Annotated in this window: 16 protein-coding genes; 8 read left to right on the top strand and 8 right to left on the bottom strand. The window is 62.7% G+C overall.

Annotation, left to right across the window (positions count from 1 at the left end; all coding sequences use genetic code 11):
- Positions 1-6 precede the first annotated feature (6 nt).
- Positions 7-525: a single-stranded DNA-binding protein gene (locus V6607_RS29515; protein WP_003210042.1), complete on the top strand. Its 519-nt coding sequence runs from the start codon at positions 7-9 to the stop codon at positions 523-525.
- Positions 526-616: 91 nt separating this feature from the next.
- Here V6607_RS29515 and V6607_RS29510 read toward each other — a convergent pair whose 3' ends face one another.
- Complete coding sequence (locus V6607_RS29510) at positions 617-1,525, bottom strand: LysR family transcriptional regulator (protein WP_177008886.1); 909 nt, start codon at positions 1,523-1,525, stop codon at positions 617-619.
- 103 nt (positions 1,526-1,628) lie between these two features.
- Here V6607_RS29510 and tam point away from each other — a divergent pair, with 103 nt between their 5' ends.
- The gene (gene tam / locus V6607_RS29505) at positions 1,629-2,390 is read left to right on the top strand and encodes a trans-aconitate 2-methyltransferase (protein WP_134327399.1); all 762 of its coding nucleotides are present in this window, start codon (positions 1,629-1,631) and stop codon (positions 2,388-2,390) included.
- 12 nt (positions 2,391-2,402) lie between these two features.
- On the opposite strand, the gene V6607_RS29500 is transcribed toward tam, so the two are convergent.
- Complete coding sequence (locus V6607_RS29500) at positions 2,403-2,954, bottom strand: cysteine hydrolase family protein (RefSeq protein WP_008436449.1); 552 nt, start codon at positions 2,952-2,954, stop codon at positions 2,403-2,405.
- Between the two features lie 95 nt (positions 2,955-3,049).
- Here V6607_RS29500 and V6607_RS29495 point away from each other — a divergent pair, with 95 nt between their 5' ends.
- From V6607_RS29495 to V6607_RS29485, 3 genes are all read left to right on the top strand, one after another.
- Entirely contained in the window at positions 3,050-4,030 is a 981-nt protein-coding gene (locus tag V6607_RS29495; RefSeq protein ID WP_134327398.1) for a GlxA family transcriptional regulator, read from the top strand.
- 171 nt (positions 4,031-4,201) lie between these two features.
- Positions 4,202-5,311 (top strand): DUF3182 family protein, encoded by a 1,110-nt coding sequence (locus V6607_RS29490; RefSeq protein ID WP_134327397.1) that lies wholly within the window; start codon positions 4,202-4,204, stop codon positions 5,309-5,311.
- Positions 5,301-6,053, top strand: a complete 753-nt coding sequence (locus V6607_RS29485) for an alpha/beta fold hydrolase (protein WP_003210032.1) — start codon at positions 5,301-5,303, stop codon at positions 6,051-6,053. Before V6607_RS29490 ends, V6607_RS29485 begins: the two co-directional genes overlap by 11 nt.
- On the opposite strand, the gene V6607_RS29480 is transcribed toward V6607_RS29485, so the two are convergent.
- The 5 genes from V6607_RS29480 to V6607_RS29460 all read right to left on the bottom strand — a co-directional run bounded on the left by V6607_RS29480 (position 6,040) and on the right by V6607_RS29460 (position 11,408).
- A complete protein-coding gene (locus tag V6607_RS29480) occupies positions 6,040-7,020 on the bottom strand; it encodes a lysylphosphatidylglycerol synthase domain-containing protein (RefSeq protein ID WP_134327396.1) in 981 nt (326 codons plus the stop codon). The two genes, V6607_RS29485 and V6607_RS29480, sit on opposite strands and share 14 nt — an antisense overlap.
- A complete protein-coding gene (gene clsB / locus V6607_RS29475) occupies positions 6,998-8,296 on the bottom strand; it encodes a cardiolipin synthase ClsB (RefSeq protein WP_134327395.1) in 1,299 nt (432 codons plus the stop codon). The genes V6607_RS29480 and clsB overlap by 23 nt, the downstream gene beginning before the upstream one ends.
- The gene (locus V6607_RS29470; RefSeq protein WP_003210026.1) at positions 8,293-9,069 is read right to left on the bottom strand and encodes an endonuclease/exonuclease/phosphatase family protein; all 777 of its coding nucleotides are present in this window, start codon (positions 9,067-9,069) and stop codon (positions 8,293-8,295) included. Before V6607_RS29470 ends, clsB begins: the two co-directional genes overlap by 4 nt.
- The gene (locus V6607_RS29465; RefSeq protein ID WP_134327394.1) at positions 9,066-9,992 is read right to left on the bottom strand and encodes a DUF72 domain-containing protein; all 927 of its coding nucleotides are present in this window, start codon (positions 9,990-9,992) and stop codon (positions 9,066-9,068) included. Before V6607_RS29465 ends, V6607_RS29470 begins: the two co-directional genes overlap by 4 nt.
- A gap of 213 nt (positions 9,993-10,205) precedes the next feature.
- Entirely contained in the window at positions 10,206-11,408 is a 1,203-nt protein-coding gene (locus V6607_RS29460) for an MFS transporter (protein WP_008436460.1), read from the bottom strand.
- A 177-nt stretch (positions 11,409-11,585) separates the two neighbouring features.
- On the opposite strand from V6607_RS29460, the gene V6607_RS29455 reads away from it, so the two are divergent.
- Positions 11,586-13,700: a mechanosensitive ion channel domain-containing protein gene (locus V6607_RS29455; RefSeq protein WP_134327393.1), complete on the top strand. Its 2,115-nt coding sequence runs from the start codon at positions 11,586-11,588 to the stop codon at positions 13,698-13,700.
- A 131-nt stretch (positions 13,701-13,831) separates the two neighbouring features.
- On the opposite strand, the gene V6607_RS29450 is transcribed toward V6607_RS29455, so the two are convergent.
- Positions 13,832-18,112, bottom strand: a complete 4,281-nt coding sequence (locus V6607_RS29450; RefSeq protein ID WP_134327392.1) for a DEAD/DEAH box helicase — start codon at positions 18,110-18,112, stop codon at positions 13,832-13,834.
- Positions 18,113-18,558: 446 nt separating this feature from the next.
- On the opposite strand from V6607_RS29450, the gene V6607_RS29445 reads away from it, so the two are divergent.
- Positions 18,559-19,449, top strand: coding sequence for a sugar nucleotide-binding protein (locus V6607_RS29445; protein WP_008436463.1), 891 nt, complete (start codon positions 18,559-18,561; stop codon positions 19,447-19,449).
- 243 nt (positions 19,450-19,692) lie between these two features.
- Positions 19,693-20,817: an ATP-binding protein gene (locus tag V6607_RS29440; RefSeq protein ID WP_134327390.1), complete on the top strand. Its 1,125-nt coding sequence runs from the start codon at positions 19,693-19,695 to the stop codon at positions 20,815-20,817.
- Positions 20,818-20,831: the final 14 nt, after the last annotated feature.

Genomic DNA, 20,831 nt, shown 5'->3' with positions numbered 1-20,831 from the left:
AACGTTATGGCCCGTGGGGTTAACAAAGTCATATTGGTCGGTACATGCGGCCAGGATCCCGAAGTTCGCTACTTGCCGAACGGTAATGCCGTGACCAACCTGAGTCTGGCGACCAGCGAGCAGTGGACCGACAAGCAAACCGGCCAGAAGGTCGAGAAAACCGAATGGCACCGTGTGTCGATGTTCGGCAAGGTTGCAGAGATCGCCGGTGAATACCTGCGCAAAGGTTCGCAGGTCTACATCGAAGGCAAGCTGCAAACCCGCGAGTGGGAAAAAGACGGCATCAAGCGTTACACCACCGAAATCGTGGTCGACATGCAAGGCACCATGCAACTGCTGGGCGGCCGTCCACAGGGCGACCAACAGGGCCAGGGCGGCATGTCCAACTCGGCGCCGCGTCCACAGCAGCAGTCCCGTCCGCAGCCAACCCAGCAGCCACAGCGTGAGTCGCGTCCAGCGCCACAGCAGGCCGCTCCTCAGCCGGCAGCCGACTTCGACAGCTTTGATGACGATATTCCGTTCTAAGGTCGCTTGAGACCCCGAACTGTCGCGTAACACCAGAAAACCCCCGGTGGCCTTGGCCCCGGGGGTTTTTCATTGCGGACACGGCAATCCGCTAAACGTCAGTAGAAGCGGCGCTCACCACCAACTCCCGAAACCTCTCCAATACCGACGACGTATCACCTACCCGGGTAGCCAGGTGCAACGGCGCCACCAGGCTCCGGCACTCCGAAAGCTCGCGATAAACAATCCCGTCGCCCCGCAACCGTTGCATTGAGGCAGGCACAATCGAAACCCCAAGCCCCGCAGCCACCAGGCTCAATGTCGCCGTCATGCGCGGCGCCTCTTGCACAACCTGCGGGCTGAAACCTGCTTCGCGACACGCCACCAGAATCGCGTCATACAACCCAAGCCCCACCCGGCGCCGATACAGCACAAACGCCTCGGTGGCCAATGCCGCCAATGGCAGCGGCGTCGACGGGTTGATAGCCAGTGGATGATCGGTAGGGAGCGCCAGCAACATTGGCTCTACCAGAATTGGCTGGTCCTGCAACGCCTGCGTCCCGCTCAGCGGCGAGCGAATGAACGCCGCGTCGAGCTTTTCGTGCAGCAACGCGTCCAGCAGTTCACCGGTACCGGCTTCTTCCAGTACCACTGAAACGCCGACAAAGGTTTCCCGAAACAGGCGCAGTACGCTGGGCACAAACGGATGCAAGGCGGCAGAGCTGGTGAAACCAATCGCCAGGCGTCCGCGTTCACCTCGGGCGGCGCGGCGCACAATGTCGGCCACACCATCGACGCTGGCCAAGATATGCCGCGCCTCCTCCAGCAAGGCCAGCCCCGCAGTGGTCGGGCGCACGCCTCGTGGCAGGCGCTCCATCAGCACCACACCCAACTCGGCTTCAAGACTTTGCAACAGGCGGGTCAGCGGCGGTTGCTGCATGCCCAGTCGTTCTGCCGCGCGGGTGATATAGCCTTCTTCGGCAATCGCGACGAAGGCCCTGAGCTGCCTGAGTTCCAGCATAGGAATACTTTTCAGGTATGGGAGATGATCAATCCTGGCATTTGTTCTCATGGATCACAAGATTTAGGCTGTCCTCACTCCTCACAGAAGAAGGAATGCCGCAATGACCTGGTCAGCCAAGCAATACTCGATGTTCGAACAACAGCGCACTCGTCCCGTCCGGGATCTGGTAGCGGCCATCCCTGAGGGTGATGTGCGCACCGCCGTCGACCTGGGTTGCGGCCCGGGCAATTCGACTGAAGTCCTGGCTGAGCGCTTTCCGCAGGCAGTGGTCACCGGCATGGACAGCTCTGATGACATGCTGGTCGACGCCCGCAAGCGCCTGCCCGCGTTGACTTTCGAATTGGCTGATATCGGCGCCTGGAACCCTGTGCAGAAATTCGACGTCATCCTCGCCAATGCATCGCTGCAATGGCTGCCTGATCACGCCACGCTGTATCCGCATTTAGTCAATCAACTGACCTCCGGCGGCACCCTGGCGGTGCAGACGCCCGACAATCTTGACGAGCCGGCCCACAAGCTGGCGCGGGAAGTCGCGGCGGACGGCCCGTGGGCCGCAAAGATCGGCAGCGTCAAACACAATGAACGCCATACCGCGAGCTACTACTTTGAGTTGCTGAGCCAGCACTGTTCCACCGTGGATGTATGGCGCACCACTTACCACCATCCGCTGGCAGGTTCTGCCGCGGTGGTGGAGTGGTTCAAGGGGTCGGCATTGCGTCCGTTCCTGGCGCCCCTGACCGAGTCAGAAAGGAACGCCTTCCTCGACGAGTACCTGGCGCGGATCACCAAGGCTTATCCAGCGCTGGCCGATGGCACTGTGTTGCTGCCGTTTCCGCGCCTGTTCATCATCGCTACCCGGTAAGCGCGGAGAAGGTCAATCGGCGGACAAGAACTGTTCCGCCGATACCACGCTCGCATAAGCAAACCCCAGCGACGACATAAACGCCGCATGCACCTGGGCTGCCGGCACGACGCTGCCATTGAATTCCAGGTCCCGCGTGGCGCAGGCATCGTGGATCACCGTCACGGTGTAGCCCAGGTCCGACGCGGCGCGCACCACGCCGTCGATGCACATATGGCTCATGCTGCCCACCACCACCAGTTCGGTGATGCTGCGTTGTTCCAGCAGGGCCCGCAGGTTGGTTTCGCGGAACGCATTGACGAAATGCTTGAGCACCACCGGCTCGTCGGCCTGGTTCAGCACCTTGGGGTGCAGGTGTGCACCTTCCGAGCCCGGGGTGAAGAAGGGGGCATCGTCGGAGGTGAATTCGTGGCGTACGTGAATCACCGTATCGCCTGCCTGGCGAAATGCCTGTAGCACTTGCTGCGCCTTGTCTGCCGCCGCGTCCACTCCGTCTAGCGGCCACTTGCCCTGGGGGAAGTAGTCGTTCTGGATATCGATTAGGATGAGCGCTTGCTTGGCCATGTTGGTTTCCTTGTGAGGGTTGATGCGTCCAGTATCCTGGCTGGCGTGACGCCTGGGGATTGGCCGCACCGACAATAACAGAGGGAAAACTGACAATGGCGATCGTCGAGCTCGGCGTGCTGATCTACAGTGGTGCGCAAATGGCTGCCGTGCATGGCTTGACCGACCTGTTCGCGGTCGCCAACCGGATTGCGACCGAGCATCAGTCCGAGCAACTGCCGTCCCTGCGCATCAGCCATTGGCAGGCTGAAACAGGCGGTGCGCCGACCCGTGTATTCGATAGCGAGCCCGGTAGCGGGGATAGGTTGACGGCCTTGCTGATTCCACCCTCCATTGCCGGCTTTTCCGAGGGCCAGGCGTCCGCCGAATTGCTGGATTGGCTGCGCCAGCAACATCGCTCCGGGACCATTCTGGGCGGGGTGTGCGTAGGTTCGATCCTGATGGCGGAAAGCGGCCTGTTGGACGGTCGCAGCGCCACCACACACTGGACGTCGGCGAAAACCTTCGCCGCCCGTTATCCGGCGATTCGCCTGGAAGCCGACAAACCCATCGTCGACGACGGCGACTTGATCACCACCGCCGGCCTCATGGCCTGGTCCGAATTGGGCCTGCGCCTGGTGGACCGTTTGCTCGGCCCGAGCATCGCTGCCAGCACCGCGCGTTTCCTGGTGATCGAACACAGTGACAGCGCCAGTGAGTGCGGCAGTAATTTTGCGCCGATCCTTGCCCATGGCGACGCTGCGATTCTCAAGGTGCAACATTGGCTGCAGGCCAGCGGTGCGGTGGATGTTTCGTTGGCTGTCATGGCGCAGGAGGCGGGACTTGAGGAACGCACCTTCCTGCGACGGTTCCGCGCCGCTACGGGGTTGAAACCCACCGAATACTGCCAGCACCTGCGAGTGGGTAAGGCGCGGCAGATGCTGGAGTTCACCAACGGCACCATTGATCACATTGCCTGGACCGTGGGTTACCAGGACCCCGGCGCCTTCCGCGCCACCTTCAAGAAAATCACCGGGCTGGCGCCAAGTGATTACCGCAGCCGTTTCGGCGTGACGCCCACCAAGGCGCAAGCCTGAATCGTGCAGAACGCCGCGACACCTTGAGCACTTCGTGCAGAATAAAACAGGCCAAGTGCTATCGCTTTTCCCGCAACTGATTGATTCCCTGCGCGTTTAAACAAACGCCGCCTTGGCTTGATCCCTGCTACCGTTTCCTTACACACATGGCAGCAGAGCCAAGGGGGACGCATGACCCCGACAAATCGCAAAAAAATCGTGGTGGCGCATTCAATCCGTACGCAAGCGCCATTGCACGAAGTGGAGACCAACCGCGCCCTGGCCCGTTGGCTGGCGCACGTCCTCGGGCTCAAATATGGCGGCAGCTATAACCCTGAGCAGCACAGTGGGCGCGACCTCTATCTATTGCCCACTCAGACGCTGGTCGGCGCGGCCCAGGCGCGGCAATTCGGCGTCAAAGGCCCTGAGGATTTGTGGGGCGGCTACGTCGATCACGATTTCATCTGCACCAAGGCCATCAGCCACGGTTTGCTGAATAAAAACGCGGTTGCGCCCGAAGGCTGGTCGCCGCTTTTTTCCGAGCGCATCCGCAATGTGGTGCTGGATGGGTTGAGTGTGCACGCCCTGGAAGATGCGCGGCCGGCGGCGACCCATTTACTGTACACCGGGCCGATCCGTCTCAAGCCTGTGCATGCCTGCGCCGGTCGCGGCCAGGAAGTGATCCGCAGCCTCGACGAGTTCGACGCCATCCTCGCGCGCCCTGATGCGGCGCAATTGTTCAGCGACGGCGTGGTGCTGGAGCAGGACCTGCGCGACGTGGTCACCCACAGTGTCGGCCAGAGCTTTATCGGCGATCACGTCATCAGCTACTGCGGCGATCAATACCTGACCCGGGACGGGCAGGGCGAAGAGGTCTATGGTGGTTCCAACCTGTTGGTGGTCCAGGGCTACTACGAAGACCTGCTCAAGCTCGACCTGCCCGCTGAAGTGCGCCTGGCCATCCAGCAAGCGCAGGTCTTCGATAACGCGGCGGATGAGGCCTATCCCGGGTTCTACGCTTCGCGGCGCAATTACGACATCGCCCAGGGCCTGGACAGCGACGGCCAACGCCGCAGCGGCGTGCTCGAGCAATCCTGGCGCATGGGCGGGGCCAGCAGCGCGGAAGTCGCGGCGCTGCAAAGCTTCGTCAACAATCCCGGGCTGCGGGCGATTTATGTCTCGTCGGTAGAAACCTACGTCGACCAGCCACTGCCCGCTGACGCGATCGAGGTGTACCGGGGCCCGGCAGAAAACAGCGACTTTCTTCTCAAGTACGTGACGGTCAAATCCTATGACGGCTAGAAGCGAAACCATTGCCATTGATATCGATGACGAACAGATGAGCGGGACCTTCCTCAGTCCCAAATCGAAAGTACCGGGGGTGTTGTTTGTGCACGGCTGGGGCGGGAGCCAGGAGCGTGACCTGGAACGCGCCAAGGGTATCGCCGGGCTCGGTTGTGTATGCCTTACATTCGACCTGCGCGGCCATGCCGGCAACGGCATTCCGTTATCCCGCGTCACCCGCGAAGATAACCTGCGCGACCTGCTCGCGGCCTACGACCGCCTGTTGTCACACCCGGCCATCGACACCTCGGCGGTGGCAGTGGTGGGCACCAGCTACGGCGGTTACTTGGCCGCCATCCTCACTTCGCTGCGCCCCGTGCGCTGGCTGGCTTTGCGGGTGCCGGCGCTGTACCGCGACCAGGAATGGCTCAAGCCCAAGCGCGACCTGGACAAGGCCGACCTGATGGATTATCGCGGCACCTTTGTGCACGCCGAAACCAATCGCGCCCTGCATGCATGCGCGGCGTTTACCGGTGATGTGTTGATCGTGGAGTCGGAGACCGACGACCACGTGCCCCATGCCACTATCATGAGCTACCGCGCCGCCTGCCAGCAGACGCATTCGCTGACTCACCGGATTATCGACGGTGCGGATCATTCCCTGAGTGATCCGGTTTCCCAGCAGGCCTACACCTCGATCCTGGTGGACTGGATTACCGAGATGGTGGTGGGCGAGCGCTTGAGCATCATCCAGTCGTAGGCGTTTTCTTCACGCGCAATGCCTTGGCCTTGGCTTCGACCGCGAGGTACATCACCAGGGCCACCAGCAGCGGCAGGATGAAGTAGATTGCGCGGTAGGCGATCAGCCCCGCGAGCAGACTGCCGCGGGACGCTTCGTGCTGCAGCAAGGCAATGAAGACAGCCTCCAGCACACCAAGCCCCGCCGGGATGTGTGTGACCACTCCGGCAATGCTGCTGATCAGCAACACCCCAAGCACTACTGGGTACTCCAGCTGCTTGGGCAGCAGCGTGAAGATCACCGCCGCCATCAGCGACCAGTTCAGCGCGCCGAGCGCCAACTGCAACACTGCCATGCGCAGCGACGGCAGGCTGATTTCAATCCCGCGTATCGACCATGCGCGCTTTTTCGACAAGCGACAGGCCAGCAGGTAACCCAGGCTCGCCAGTACCAACAGCACGCCGACGCTTTGCAACGCACCGCTGCTGAGCTTCCACCCCGGCGGCAATGTCACCAGCCCGCTGCTGAATACCGCGCCGGCAATCGCCATGTAGCCGAACCAGTTGGTGGCCAGGCTCAAGCCGAGGATCTTCGCGATGTTCCCGCTGCTCACCCCGAGTCGGGAATACAACCGATAGCGCATGGCGATGCCACCTACCCACGCGCTCAGGTTGAGGTTGAACGCATAGCTGATGATGCCCACCGGCAAAATCTGCTTCCAGCCCAACGGCTGGCGGATGTAGGTGCGGCCGATCAGGTCGAAGCACGAATACACCAGGAAACTGCACAGGGTCAGCGCACCCGCGATGAGCAGCGTGCGCAGCTTGAAGTCGCCCAGGGTGTCGAGCACTTCGCTCCAGTCGATACGCCGGGCGAGCAGGGTGAACAACACGATCAGCACCAGGAAAAACACCACCGTCAGCGGTTTTTTCCAGCGTTTCAAGAAGCCGGGGCGAGCGCTTTCTTCAGCGATGCGAGCTTGGGTCATGATCCGCACGCTCCTCAAGAACGAAGGGTTTCAACCTCGGCTTGTGGGCCGGCAACCAGCCGGTCCACGACGGAAAATGCCGCAGCACATGGAACACCACGAAACCCACGGTCACCCGCCAGAACCAGCCGCGAGGCGCGCGGTTTTCCGGCATGGTCTTGCAGTGGTTCTGGCTCAGATATTCCAGGCGCTCGAACAACTGCTGGTTGAAGGCACGATCACGAACCAGCACATTCGCCTCCAGGTTCAGCGACAGGCTCAGCGGGTCGAGATTGCTCGAACCCACCGTGCTCCACTCTTCATCCACCAGCGCCACCTTGCCGTGCAACGGACGCTGGCAGTACTCGTGGATCACCACGCCTTCCTTGAGCAAATAGTCATAGAGCATGCGTGCCGCCAGCTTGGCCAGCAGCACATCCGGCTGGCCCTGCATGATCAACTGCACGTGCACGCCGCGCCGCGCGGCATTACGAATTTCCCGCAGCAGGCGGTAGCCGGGAAAGAAATAGGCGTTGGCGATCACCACCCGCCGCTCGGCCTTGCGCAGGGCGTGCAGGTAGGCCTCTTCGATATCGGTACGGTGTTGCAGATTGTCCCGGTAGATCAGCCGTACCAGGCCATCGCCTTCGCCGGCAGCCCATGGCGACGGGCGTTGCTCGCGCCGCCAGCCGCGCCGCTTGCGCACACGCCGGCCACTTTGTGCGAGGGCGAAATGATGCAGGTCGGCGACTGCCGGGCCCTGCACCTGCACGGCATAATCCTGCTTGGCCTCGGGGCCGAAATCCCCCAGGTGATCCGCCGAGAAATTGATCCCGCCGATAAACGCCACGCTGGCATCCACCACCACAATCTTGCGGTGCAGGCGGCGAAACCAGTTGGTGCGAAAACCAAATGTCTTGCTCGCCGGGTCGAACATCTGCACGGTCACGCCGGCCTGGCTCAATTCGCTGAGAAACCCCGGTGTCAGCTCACCACAACCAAAGCCATCGAGGCTGGCGACGACCTTGACGCCACGCTGCGCCGCCTCGATCAAAATGCCTTTGAGCTCGTGGCCGACCTTGTCTTCGAAAAGGATAAAGGTCTCCAGCAAGATCTCCCGCTGGGCCTGGCGCATCGCCTCGAACACTTTGGGAAAGTAGGCCTCGCCGTTCTCCAGCAACTCGATCTGGTTACCGCTTTGCCAGCCGTAATCCAGGTCCCGGGCCACGGCATCATCCGGCGGTTGGTCGGTCGCGATGTGTTCGACCGCGACCTTTTCCAGTGGTGCGCTGTTCATAACTCGATCTCCACCGACAGCGGCGCATGGTCCGACAAGTGTGACCACGGGCGGCTGGTCAGGACTTGGGGCTGATGCACCTTGAGGTTGCGCACGTAGATGCGGTCCAGCGGCAGCAGCGGCAGGCGCGCCGGGAAGGTGCGGGCCGGCTTGCCGTGGGTTTCGATAAACACTTCCCGCAGCCCGCAGTGGGCGAGATCGGCGCGCTGGCGCCAGTCATTGAAATCACCGGCGACAATCACCGGCGCGTCGGCGGGAATCTCGGCGACCCGCTGCGCGATCAGGCGCAGTTGCTGCTGGCGATGGACTTCCCGCAGTCCCAGGTGCACGCAGATGGCATGCACGTCCTGCACGTTGCCCGGCAAGCGCAGCACGCAATGCAGCAGCCCGCGGCTTTCGTGGCCGCTCTGGGAGATGTCGAGATTGTCGTAGCGGATGATCTGGAATTTCGACAGCAACGCATTACCGTGGTCGCCATGGGGATACACCGCGTTGCGACCGTAGGCGTATTGCGGCCAGATACTGTCGGCGAGGAACTCGTATTGCGGCATGCTCGGCCAGTTACTGTAGCGCTTGGGGTGGCGTTCATGGGTGCCGTGGATTTCCTGAAGGAACACCACGTCGGCGGCCACACTGCGAATCGCCTCGCGCAACTCGGGCAATATGAAGCGCCGGTTGAGCGCGGTGAAGCCCTTGTGGGTATTGACCGTCAGCACCCTGAAGCGGGTGATGGTTTCGGTGGGCGTGGTTGGCATCAGTTCCGGATGGGTCATGGCAACACTCCCGTGTCCGGCAACTTGCCGGGTTCGGTGGCCAGTGCCTGGTCCAGGCCGAAACGCTGCAGTAATTGGCGCGCGTCGAAGGGCGCGCGCACCTTGATGTCGTTATCGAAGTAGCAAAACACCTCGCGCTGCTTGCGGGCGCGGGGTTTGTGCTTCGGGTCGATCAACTGTGCATCGGCGGGTTGTTTGCCGTGGCTCCAGCGTTCGATGCGATCGCCCCAGCGCTTGAGCGCTTCGGGCGTATAGCCGCTGGCATACAGCGCTTTGTCCCCATGCAGGCGCAGGTACACAAAGTTGGCCGTGACGTCTTCCAGGTAGGGCCACTTGCCGGCTGTGTCGGCCACCACCAGGGCCACGCCGTGCTTGTCGAGCATCTCGACAAACTCCGGCACGGCGAAACTCTTGTGGCGAATCTCCACCGCATGGCGCAGCGGCTTTTTACCGTGGGCTTGCAGGCTCGCCTTGCCGTTCAGGCGCGGCTCATGCTCGCGGGCGAGGGCGGCGGCCTGCTGGGGAGTAGTGGGTAATTCGGCGAGAAAGGCTTCAAACAACGGCGGGTCGAATTTGAAACTGGGCGGGAACTGCCAGAGGATCGGCCCGAGCTTTTCCTTGAGTTCCAGCACCCCGGAGGCGAAGAAATTCGCCATCGGCTTGTGCACCTCCCGCAACCGCAGGATATGCGTGATATAGCGCGGCGCCTTGACGCTGAACACAAACCCTTCAGGCGTGTCGCCATACCACTCGGCGTAGCGCTTGGGTGTTTGCAGCGCGTAGAACGAGCCGTTGATCTCGATGCTGTTGACCGCCCGTGAGGCAAACTGCAGCTCGCGCTTCTGGGTCAGGCCCTCGGGGTAGAAATCCCCCCGCCAGGGCGTGTAGCGCCAGCCGGAAATGCCGATATGAATCGCGGCCATGATGACTCCCGTGGGTTAACTGTGTGGTGACCTCCGTTTTAGGGTGACTGTGATGATCGGGAGAAAGTTTCGACGGTCCTACAGACGGCACCTCTCAAAATGTGGGAGCGGGCTTGCTCGCGAAAGCGGTGGGTCAGTCGATATCTCTGTTGACTGACACACCGCTTTCGCGAGCAAGCCCGCTCCCACATTGGGTTCTTTATCGCTGCGGGATCAGTGCCCGCCAACCACCCGGGTCGAGCTCTCGGCATACACCGGCCCCAGCCGGTCAAGGCGCCCGCTCCAGGCCGTCAGCGCCAAGGCCACCAACACCACCGAACCGCCAATCCACGCCGTGTGGATCAAGCCCATGTGGGCAACGATCAGGCCGCCGGCCCACGCGCCACCGGCAATCCCCAGGTTGAACGCCGCGATGTTCAGGCCCGAGGCCACGTCCACCGCATTCGGCGTGTGATGTTCCGCCTGGCGCACCACATACACCTGCAAGCCCGGCACGTTGCCGAAAGCGACCGCGCCCCACACCAGCACAGTGGCCAGGGCCAGCCATGGGTTGCCTGCGGTAAAGGTCAGTACAAACAACACGGCAGCGAGCAGGGCAAAGATGATTTTCAGGGCGCTGATCGGGCCGCGTTTGTCGGCCAGCTTGCCGCCCCAGATATTACCGATGGCCACCGAGATGCCATACACCAGCAACACCAGGCTGACGGTGCCGGCGCTGAACCCGGAGATGTCCTGAAGGATTGGCGCCAGGTAGGTGAACGCGATGAACGAGCCGCCGTAACCCACCGCCGTCATGGCGTACACCAGCAGCAGCCGTGGTTGTTTCAACACTTGCAGTTGCTGCAACAGCGACGCGGGTTTGCTGTGGGCGATGTTTTTCGGTACGTAGAGCAGGCTGCCGATAAACGCGATCAAGCCCAGGGCCGAGACGGCGAGGAAGGTTTCGCGCCAGCCGAAGTGCTGGCCGATAAACGTCCCCAGTGGCACACCGGTCACCAATGCGACGGTCAGGCCGGTAAACATGATGGCAATCGCGCTGGCGGCTTTTTCCTTGGGCACCAGGCTTGTGGCGATCGTGGAGCCAATCGAGAAGAACACCCCGTGGGCCAGGCCGGTGACGATCCGTGCCAGTACCAGGGACTCATAACTCGGCGCTTGCCAGGCCAGCAGGTTGCCGAGGGTGAACAGCACCATCAGCGACAACAACAGCAGTTTGCGTGGCACTTTGCCGGTGAGGGCGGTGAGTACCGGCGCGCCGATGGCCACGCCCAGGGCGTAGAGGCTGACCAGCAGGCCGGCGGACGGTAGGCTGACGCCAAGGTCGGCGCCGATGGTGGGCAACAGGCCAACGATGACGAACTCGGTCGTCCCGATGGCAAAAGCGCTGAGGGTCAGCGCGAGCAAGGCAATGGGCATGGCTGCAACTCCGGTGGGTTTCAATCAGGAGCGCAGTCTCGGGGTTCGGCTTGTGCGGAAAAAGACAGGTATTGGCATTTGATATTTGCCTGGAGCGCACGGATCGACGTACTGGGGGAACGATCCGGCCTCAAACCCGTCAGTTCCTTACAGACCCTTCTGAAGGAGCCCGGTGTTTTGTTGAATTTAAAGACTGTGCTACTGCTCGGCACGCTGCTGTTCTGCGGCAGCGGCGCGCTGCAAGCGGCCACCGCCCCCGCGGCTCCAGCGCCTGCCGCCCCGGCCCAGCCGGAACTGTTGGTAGAAGGCGGTCTGCTCGGCGCCATCAGCTCCAGCATCGATGATGTGCAGGACAAACTCGACCTCAACCAGAACCTGGTCGACGCCTGGCGGCTGCGGGCCGACCGGGCGGCAGATGAGGTGGACAAGCTGGTCAACCAGCCGTCCGAACGTTCCTCGTGGAGCGTGGCCGGGGATTTCCTGTTGTTGTCCGGGGTGTGGATCGGCGCGTTCGCCGCGCTGACCCTGCTGGGGCGCTTTATCGTCAAGCGCCTGAGCCTGCAGCGGCATATCGCACCTCGCCAGCGCCTCCAGGCGTTGCTGGGTTACCTGATTCCCTACACGATACCGGCGCTTATCTGCCTGCCATTGACGCTCTACGTCAGCCACTTCCTGCCCTCCTCGGTGGGCCGTGCGCTGGCGCTGTGTTTTGCCTACGCCACCAGCAGCGGCATTTTCTCCACCTCGATCCTGTTGTGCGTGATCGTCATGTTCAACGTCGGCCACAAGCGCCCGGCGGTGAAGATTATTCGGGACTACTGCCCCAAGCCGCTGTTCCTGATCGGCTTCCTTGCCGCCCTCAGCGATGCGCTGACCAGCCCACAGATCGCCCGCCAACTGGGGGGCAATATCACCGCCAGTGTTGCGATCTTCACCGGGCTGTTTGCCTCGGTGATCTTCGGCATGCTGGTGATTCGCCTGCGCCGTCCGGTGGCGCATTTGATCCGCAACCGGCCCCTGGCCCAGCGCTTGAAACACCCGGCGGTGCAGCAATCACTGCGGGTGTTTTCCGGCCTGTGGTATTGGCCGATCCTGCTGATGGTGCTGGTGTCGGCGATCAACCTGATCGGCGCCGGCGACGACAGCCAGAAAGCCCTGCGCTGTGCGCTGTTCACCACGATCCTGCTGATCGGCACGGTGTTTCTCAGCACAGTGTTGCAGCACCTGTTCCAGTCCCGCAGCACGATGGCGGTGCAGCGCAGCAGCGCCTACAAAGAGCGTTTCCTAAGCCTGCTGCACGCGCTGTTGCGCATCGTGATGGCCATCGCCTTTATCGAAATCCTCGGGCGTATCTGGGGCGTTTCGCTGTTTGAGTTTGCCCAGCGCAACTCCGTGGGCCGGGCCATCAGTGATTCCCTGAGCAGCATCGGTTTGATCCTGCTGGTGACCTGGCTGTTCTGGGTGGTGCTCGACACGGCGATTCAGGAAGCATTGAAACCCCCGGTCAACAAACGCTCCAGCCGCCAGCCCAGCACGCGGGTGAAAACCATCCTGCCGCTGCTGCGCAACGCAGTGAAAATCGTCCTGGTGGTGATCTGCGCGATCACCACCATGGCCAACCTGGGGATCAACGTCGCACCGCTGCTGGCGGGCGCCGGGGTGGTGGGCCTGGCCATTGGTTTTGGCTCCCAGCAACTGGTGCAGGATGTAATCACCGGGCTGTTCATCATCATCGAAGACACCCTGTCGATTGGCGATTGGGTGGTGCTCGACTCCGGCCACGCCGGTACCGTCGAGGGGCTGACCATCCGCACCCTGCGCCTGCGGGACGGCAAGGGCTTTGTGCATTCGGTGCCGTTCGGGCAGATCAAGGCCGTCACCAACCAATCGCGGCAATTCGCCTATGCGTTCTTCTCGGTGCAGTTCACCTACGACACCGATGTCGACAAGGCCGTGGAGCTGATTCGCGAGGCGGGACAGTCGATCCGCGACGACGTGTTCCTCAAGTACAACCTGCAAGGGCCGCTGGAGGTATTTGGCGTCGACAAGATGGACCTCAACGGCGTGGTGCTGACGGCGCAGTTCCGCACGGTGTCGGGTGGGCAATATGCGGTGAGCCGCGCGTTTAACCAGCGCTTGAAAAAGCTTGTGGATAACTGTGCCTTTGTTCACTTCGCGCAAACTTATCCACAGCAGGTGATGCTGCCGCAGCGGGTCGGGCAGCAGGTGGATGAGCCGGAGGAAGAAGTGCCTTCGTCGGTGGTGCTTACCGAGCAGCCTAGAACCCAATAGTTTTGTGTTGAGGCCGCCGGCCTCTTCGCGAGCAAGCCCGCTCCCACATTCGATACGGTTCCACCCTTGGAATGCGGTCAAATGTGGGAGCGGGCTTGCTCGCGAAGGCGTCATTACGGGCGCTGCACAAGTCAGTGTCTGATCAGTTTTTCCCGCACCAACCCGGCCTCCTGCTGATCCAACTCCAGCAACACCTGCTGCTTGCCGGCAATCTCCACCGCCGCCGGCAAACCATCCCGGTACACCAACCGATTGCCGCTCAACGCCGGCACCTTGCTACCCGGCAGCAGCGTACCGACCAGGTTCAGCGGATCCGCCCCACACACGGCAATCAAGCTTCCATCGTGGGGCCGTCGCCGAACTTCCCGCAGCAGCGGAATCGCTTCCGGCAACGCAAACTGTTCCCCCGCCAAACCACTCACAAACCGCCCGCCACGAATCTCGCCCCGGGCCTCCAGCCGGTGGAACGTACGCAGCAATTCGCGCCAACTGGGCAGCCAGTCCGCCTCGCGCTCCAGGAGGCGCCAGAACACCACCCCGTAGCGGCGCAGCAAGGTCATCGCCACATGCTCCAGCGTCTCGGCCGAGTGAGCCCCCGGACGTGTGCCGTCCGCCACCGGCGCCCGCCGTACCAGGGCCCAACGCCCGGCATCGTCCATTCCGCCGACAAACGCGCCACGCCCGCGCCGACTGCTGCGGGCCTGACGTTTGCTCGCCGGCGTGGTCAGGGCGCGCAGGCCGGCAAAACTGTCGGCGTTCGCCAGCCCCGCGCCCACCAGTTCCTGCAACGCGGTTTCCAGTTCGCTGCGCAGCAGATGGGCTTCGTGGATCAATTCATCGAAAAACAGCGCGCCGTTTTCCCGCAGCGCCTGATGGACTTTCTGTGCCTTGGGCGACAGCTCGGTACTGTCCGGCGCTTCGGTCAGTCCACTCCACAATGGCACCTGGCTGCGGGGCAACAGCACCACTGGCGTGCTGCGCAGGGCCGTCGCGCCGGCCTTGTTGCTCAGGCGTGTCCACACCACTTTGCCGCTGCGGCACAAATCGTCCAGCCAGTGGGGCGCGTAATCCTTGATTCGTGCGCTGAGCAAATCGCTGTCCCAGGCCGAAGTGGCTGCGGCGTACCCTTCCAGCTGCGCGACGATCTGCGGCAACACGGCGCTGCCCTGGCCGCGGGTACCGTTCGACAGGTGCTGCCAGTCGAACAGAAAACGCATGAAATCCTGCAACGCCACCGGCTCGATTTCCCGGCGCAGGCGCTTGACCGTGTAGCGGTGAATGCGCGCCAGCAGGTGGCGTTCGCACCATTGTTCGGCGCTGGCGCCGGGGCTGAAACGGCCGCGCAGCACGTAGCCTTCGCTCTCCAGCCGCGCGAGTGCCTGTGATACGTCGGCCACCGGCAAGGCCAGGGGCGCGGCGATCTCGATCAGCGTCAATGGGCCGAAGCCGCTCAGGCGCGCCCGCAGCACTTCCACCAAGGCTTCATCGAAGGTCCAGGGCTCATCGAAACCTGGCAACAGCGGCAGCTCGTTCGGGTAGATCGCCGTTAAACAACTCAAGCGCTCCAGGGCGACCCAAACGGCCTGGTCGGTACCGCTCTGCAATCGGCTGGCGCGCCCACCGTCGGCCAGAGCTTGCAGCCATTCGGCCCACTGCGCCGTGACCTCCGATTCGGCAATGCACGCCAAACTCATCAGCGCTTCATGCATCTCGTCCAGGCCATTGGGCGCCGGCCAGGCTTCCTCGCACACACCGGCAATCGCTTCGGCATCCAGCGCGCCAAGGTCATCGGTGCTTTGCGGGTCGCTCCAGCGCCGGTTGAGCACGGCCTGGGTGCGGCGCTCCTCCAGCGGAGCGTCGTCGAGAAAGGTGTAGGGGCGGGCGCTGAGAATCTCCGCCGCCAAGGGTGACGGCGCCGGCAGGTCGCGGCTGATCAGACGGATCTCTCCGCGCTCCATGCGCCGCAGCAGGGCCAGCCAGCCTTCGCTGTCCATGGCTTCGTGCAGGCAATCATCGAGGGTTTGCTCCACCAGCGGATGCGCCGGCACTTCCCGCTCGCCGGCGAGGTTTTCCAGGCAGGCGATCTGGTCCGGGAACACACTGGCGATCAGGTCTTCACTCTTCATGCGCTGGATCTGCGGCGCCACTTTGCGCCCGCCGGTATAACGCGGCAATGCCAAGGCCACCCCGGCATTCCAGCGCCAGCGCACGCCGAACAGCGGCGCATCCAGCACCGCCTGAATCAGGATGTGCTCGGCGGTGTTGCTGTTCAGGTAGCGCCATACCTCATCCAGCTCAAAGCTGTGACTGGTGGACAGCGACAACACGATCGCATCCTCGCTGGCGGCGGCTTGCAGTTCGAAGTTGAAGGTGCGGCAAAACCGCTTGCGCAGCGCCAGGCCCCAGGCGCGGTTGATGCGACTGCCGAACGGCGTGTGGATGATCAATTGGGTGCCGCCGGACTCGTCGAAAAACCGTTCCATGATCAACGTGTCCTGGGACGGCAGCGCGCTCAGCGCCAGCCGCGCCCGCGCCAGGTAGTCCAGCAGTTGTTCGGCGCTGGCCAGGTTCAGGCCGAGGGTACCGGTGAGCCAATCGAGCGCCGGTTGCAGGTTACCCGGCGTGGCGCCCAGCAGCGCGTCCAGTTGCCCCTGAAAACGCGCCACGGCAAACGACAACTCGGCACTGCGCCCCGGTGCTTCGCCGAGCCAGAACGGAATGGTCGGCGGCTGGCCGTGGGCATCCTCGACCCGCACCTTGCCGGGCTCCACTCGCAGGATGCGGTAGGAGGTGTTGCCCAGCTGGAAGATATCGCCGGCGATGCTTTCCACCGCGAAGTCTTCGTTGACGCTGCCGATGTTCAGGCTTTGCGGCTCAAGCAGCACGCTGTAGTCGGCGTTGTCGGGGATGGTGCCGCCGCTGGTCACGGCGGTGAGCTTGGCGCCCCGCCGGCCACGCAGGGTGCGGGTGATGGCGTCGCGGTGCAGGTAGGCGCTGCGCAGGCCCTGGCGCCCGTTGTAGCCTTCGGCGAGCATTTGCAGCAGTGCCTGATAGTGACGCTCATCCAGCTCGGCGTAGGGCGCGGCGCGGCGGATCAGCGTGAGCAGGGCCTGTTCCTGCCATTCCTGGCAGCTGACTTCGGCGATGATCTGCTGGGCCAGCACATCCAGCGGCGCAACCGGAATCAGCAAGGTGTCCAGCTCGCCCCGGCGCACGCAGTCGAGCAGGGCGGCGCATTCGATCAGGTCGTCGCGGGTGGTGGCGAACAACCGGCCCTTGGGCGTGCCGCCGACCTGATGCCCGGAGCGTCCGACCCGTTGCAGAAAACCGTTGATCGAGCCGGGCGAGCCGATCTGGCACACCAGGTCGACATCGCCGATATCGATCCCCAGTTCCAGCGACGCAGTGGCGATCAACACCTGCAGCTCACCGGCCTTGAGCCGTTGTTCGGCGTCCAGGCGCATTTCCTTCGCGAGGCTGCCGTGGTGGGCGGCGACGGCGGTTTTGCCCAGGCGCTCGCTCAAGTGCCGGGCCAGGCGTTCGGCCAGGCGCCGGGTGTTGACGAAAATCAGCGTGGTGCGGTGTTGCCTGGCCAGTTCGGCGAGGCGGTCGTAGACCAGCTCCCACACGTCGTTGGCCATGACGGCCGACAGCGGCACCGGCGGCACTTCGATATCCAGGTCCCGTGGGCGTGCGTGGCCGATATCGACGATCTCGCAAGGCCGGCCGGTGCCCACCAGAAAGCGCGACACCGCCTCGATGGGCTTTTGCGTGGCGGACAGGCCGATGCGGGTCAGCGGTTCGCTGCACAAACCCTGCAGGCGCTCCAGTGTCAGGGCCATGTGGCTGCCGCGCTTGCTGGCGGCGATGGCGTGGATCTCATCGACGATCACCGTGCGGGTGCTGGCAAGCATCTGCCGGCCGGAATCCGAGCCGAGCAACACGTAGAGCGATTCCGGGGTGGTGACCAGGATGTGCGGCGGGTGCTTGCGCATCAGGGCGCGGTCTTTCTGTGGAGTGTCGCCGGTACGCACGGCGGTGCGGATCGCCAGCGGTGGCAGGTCGAGGCGCTGCAAGTGCTCGGTGATGCCGGCCAGCGGGTTTTGCAGGTTGATCTGGATGTCGTTGGACAAGGCTTTGAGTGGCGAGACGTAGACCACCAGCGTTTGGTCTGGCAGTTGGCCGCCATTGGCCAGGCCTTGGTGCACGAGATCGTCCAGCACGGCGAGAAAAGCAGTCAGGGTCTTGCCGGAGCCGGTGGGCGCGGCGATCAGTGTGGAGCGGCGCTGGCGGATCAGCGGCCACGCCTGGGCCTGGGCGGCGGTCACCGACGGGAACGTGCTGCGGAACCAGGTGCTGACGGCGGGGTGGAAACCGTTCAAGACCGTGTCCGTTGATTCAGGAAGGTTCATCCCCAATTTATGCGGCCGGCCCCGGCAACTTGCAACCCCGGGATGCATTCCCTGTGGTGAGGGATCTTGCTGCGGTAAGGGAGCTTGTTGTGGCGAGGGAGCTTGCAGTGGCGAGGGAGCTTGCTCCCGCTGGAGTGCGCAGCGCTCCCGCTTTTTTGGGGCCGCTACGCAGCCCAGCGGGAGCAAGCTCCCTCGCCACAAGAAGCTCCCTGGCCACAGCAAGCTCCCTGACCACTGCAAGGCCCCTGGCCACAGCATGCTCCCTAGCCATAAAAAGGCTCTCTCTACTTAAAGCCCCCCCCCGGCCGCAATCGGCGGCGCACTTTATAAGTGACGGTTGCGCTACAAACCCGCAAAATGCAACGATTCTGGCAAATGCCAACGGCATGGCTCACAAGCCTGTCGATAATAACCATCGTTCCAAACAGACCGGGCCTGCTCAATCTATGCGAATGCGCCTTATGTTACTGGGCGGCGGGAATGCCCTCGGGCAGGCGCTGATTCGCCTCGGTGCGGAGGAAGACATCGGTTTCCTCGCCCCGCGCCCGCCCCAAGACGGCTGGGATGCCGCGAGCCTCACGCAACTGCTCGACGACACCCGTCCCGATGCCTTGATCAATCTCGCCTATTACTTCGACTGGTTTCAGGCGGAGACGGTCAGCGAGACACGTCTGGCCGCCCAGGAATATGCGATCGAGCGCCTGGCTGAACTGTGCCAGCACCACAGCATCACCCTGCTGCAACCGTCCAGCTACCGGGTGTTCGATGGCTCCCGCGCCACCGCCTACAGCGAAAAAGACGAACCCGTGCCCTTGGGCCTTCGAGGCCAGGCGTTGTGGCGCATCGAGCAGAGCGTACGCGCCACCTGCCCGCAGCACGTGCTGTTGCGTTTCGGCTGGCTGCTGGATGACAGCGTCGACGGCACCCTCGGGCGCTTCCTGGCCCGTGCCGAAAAACCTGACGAACTGCTGATGGCCGACGACCGCCGGGGCAACCCGACGCCGGTGGACGATGCCGCGCGGGTGATCATTTCGGTGCTCAAGCAACTCGATTGCGCCGCGCCGTTGTGGGGCACCTACCACTACGCCGGCCACGAAGCGACTACCCCGCTGGCGCTGGGGCAGGCGATCCTGACCGAAGCGCGCAACTTCCACCCGCTGGCCGTGGAAGCGCCGACCGCCCAGGCCCACGCCGCCCGTCCGGATGCAGCCGACGAGCCGCAACACGCGGTGCTGGCCTGCAAGAAAATCCTCCACACCTTCGGCATCAAGCCACGGGCATGGCGGGCCGGGCTGCCGGCGTTGCTCGACCGGTTCTATCGACACGGTCAAACATAAAAAAGGCGCCTGAAACAGGCGCCTTTTTTTGTGGCGGTGCGCGAACGGTTAAAAGTGATATGTGTTGGCAAGTCGGATGCGCCACGGCATACGAAAAATTTGAAACCTTTGGTGCGCCCGGTCATCCATGCCAATAGGGATTGATTGTGCTTACGGCTCGTTCAGCAAAAGCAAAAGTCTGCATTCAGAAGAAGACTTCGCCCATCCAGCCATGGGCAGCCTAAAAGAGGAGCCCCACCCATCATGGCAACACATTCTCCGGTGAATGGTTCGCCGCCGCCTCACGATGATGTGTATGAGGAAGCGCACGACCTGCAGTTCGCTTTGAGTGCCGCCGGGCTTGGTATATGGCGCCTGGATTTGACGACGGGCGAGCTGAAGACCTCGGCCACTTGCCGCCTCAACTTCGGACTCGAACCTCACGTACCGTTCAGCTATGAACACATGCAGCGCTTGGTGCACGCCGAAGACAAGCGTCGAGTGGCCGAAGCGTGGGATCGCTCAATCGCTCAACGTGGCGACTACGACGTTCGCTACCGTGTCATCACGCCAATCGGTGAAACTCGCTGGCTGCACGTGTGCGCAAGACCCCGTTATGCCGATGATGGTCTACCCGTCACGATGACGGGAACCGTTCAGGATGTGAGCCAAGAGCAGTCACTTCAGTCGCAGAAGATGGACGCGCTGGGGCGGGTAACAGGCCGAGTGGCTCATGACTTTAATAATCTGCTGACGGTGATACGTTCTTCAGCGGATCTTTTGAAGCGTCCTTCCGTATCGGAAGAGCGGCGGCTGCGCCTGGTAGAAGCCATTTCCGAGGCGGTGGAGCGTGGTTCTCATTTCACCAGTCAATTGCTGTCCTTCGCTGGCAGGCAAGCCCTGCATCCCGCACCGCTGGACGTCAATTCAAGCACGTTGGCCATGGCCGATACGATTGCTGTGCGGGTTGGCACAGGCATCCACGTACGCATCGAGTCCGCAGAATTACCCTGCGTTGTTCACGTCGACCCAGGACAGTTTGAAGCGGCCATTCTCAATATGGTCATGAACGCCCGCGACGCCATGATGGATAAGGGGGAGCTGGTCATCCGTGTTGAGTCGATGGACCTTATCCCTGCGTCCGATGGCTATCCCCTTATCAAGGGGCGTTTTGTTGCCGTGTCCATCACAGACAATGGCTCGGGTATCGCTCCGTTCAGCCTCGATAGAATCTTTGAACCGTTTTTCTCCACCCAAGGCAAAGGCCAGAGAAGTGGGCTGGGGCTCAGTCAGGTATTGGGTTTTGCCAAACAGTCGGGGGGAGAGGTCAGGGTCGAGAGTCGTCTGGGGCAGGGAAGTACGTTCACGCTTTATTTGCCCCGCGCTTGAACGGGATGAGTGGA

It is taken from the genome of Pseudomonas sp. KK18 (assembly GCF_037094675.1).
Taxonomy (GTDB): domain Bacteria; phylum Pseudomonadota; class Gammaproteobacteria; order Pseudomonadales; family Pseudomonadaceae; genus Aquipseudomonas.
Note: the sequence above shows the minus strand (reverse complement) of the source record. Positions and strands in the feature narration are given on the sequence as shown.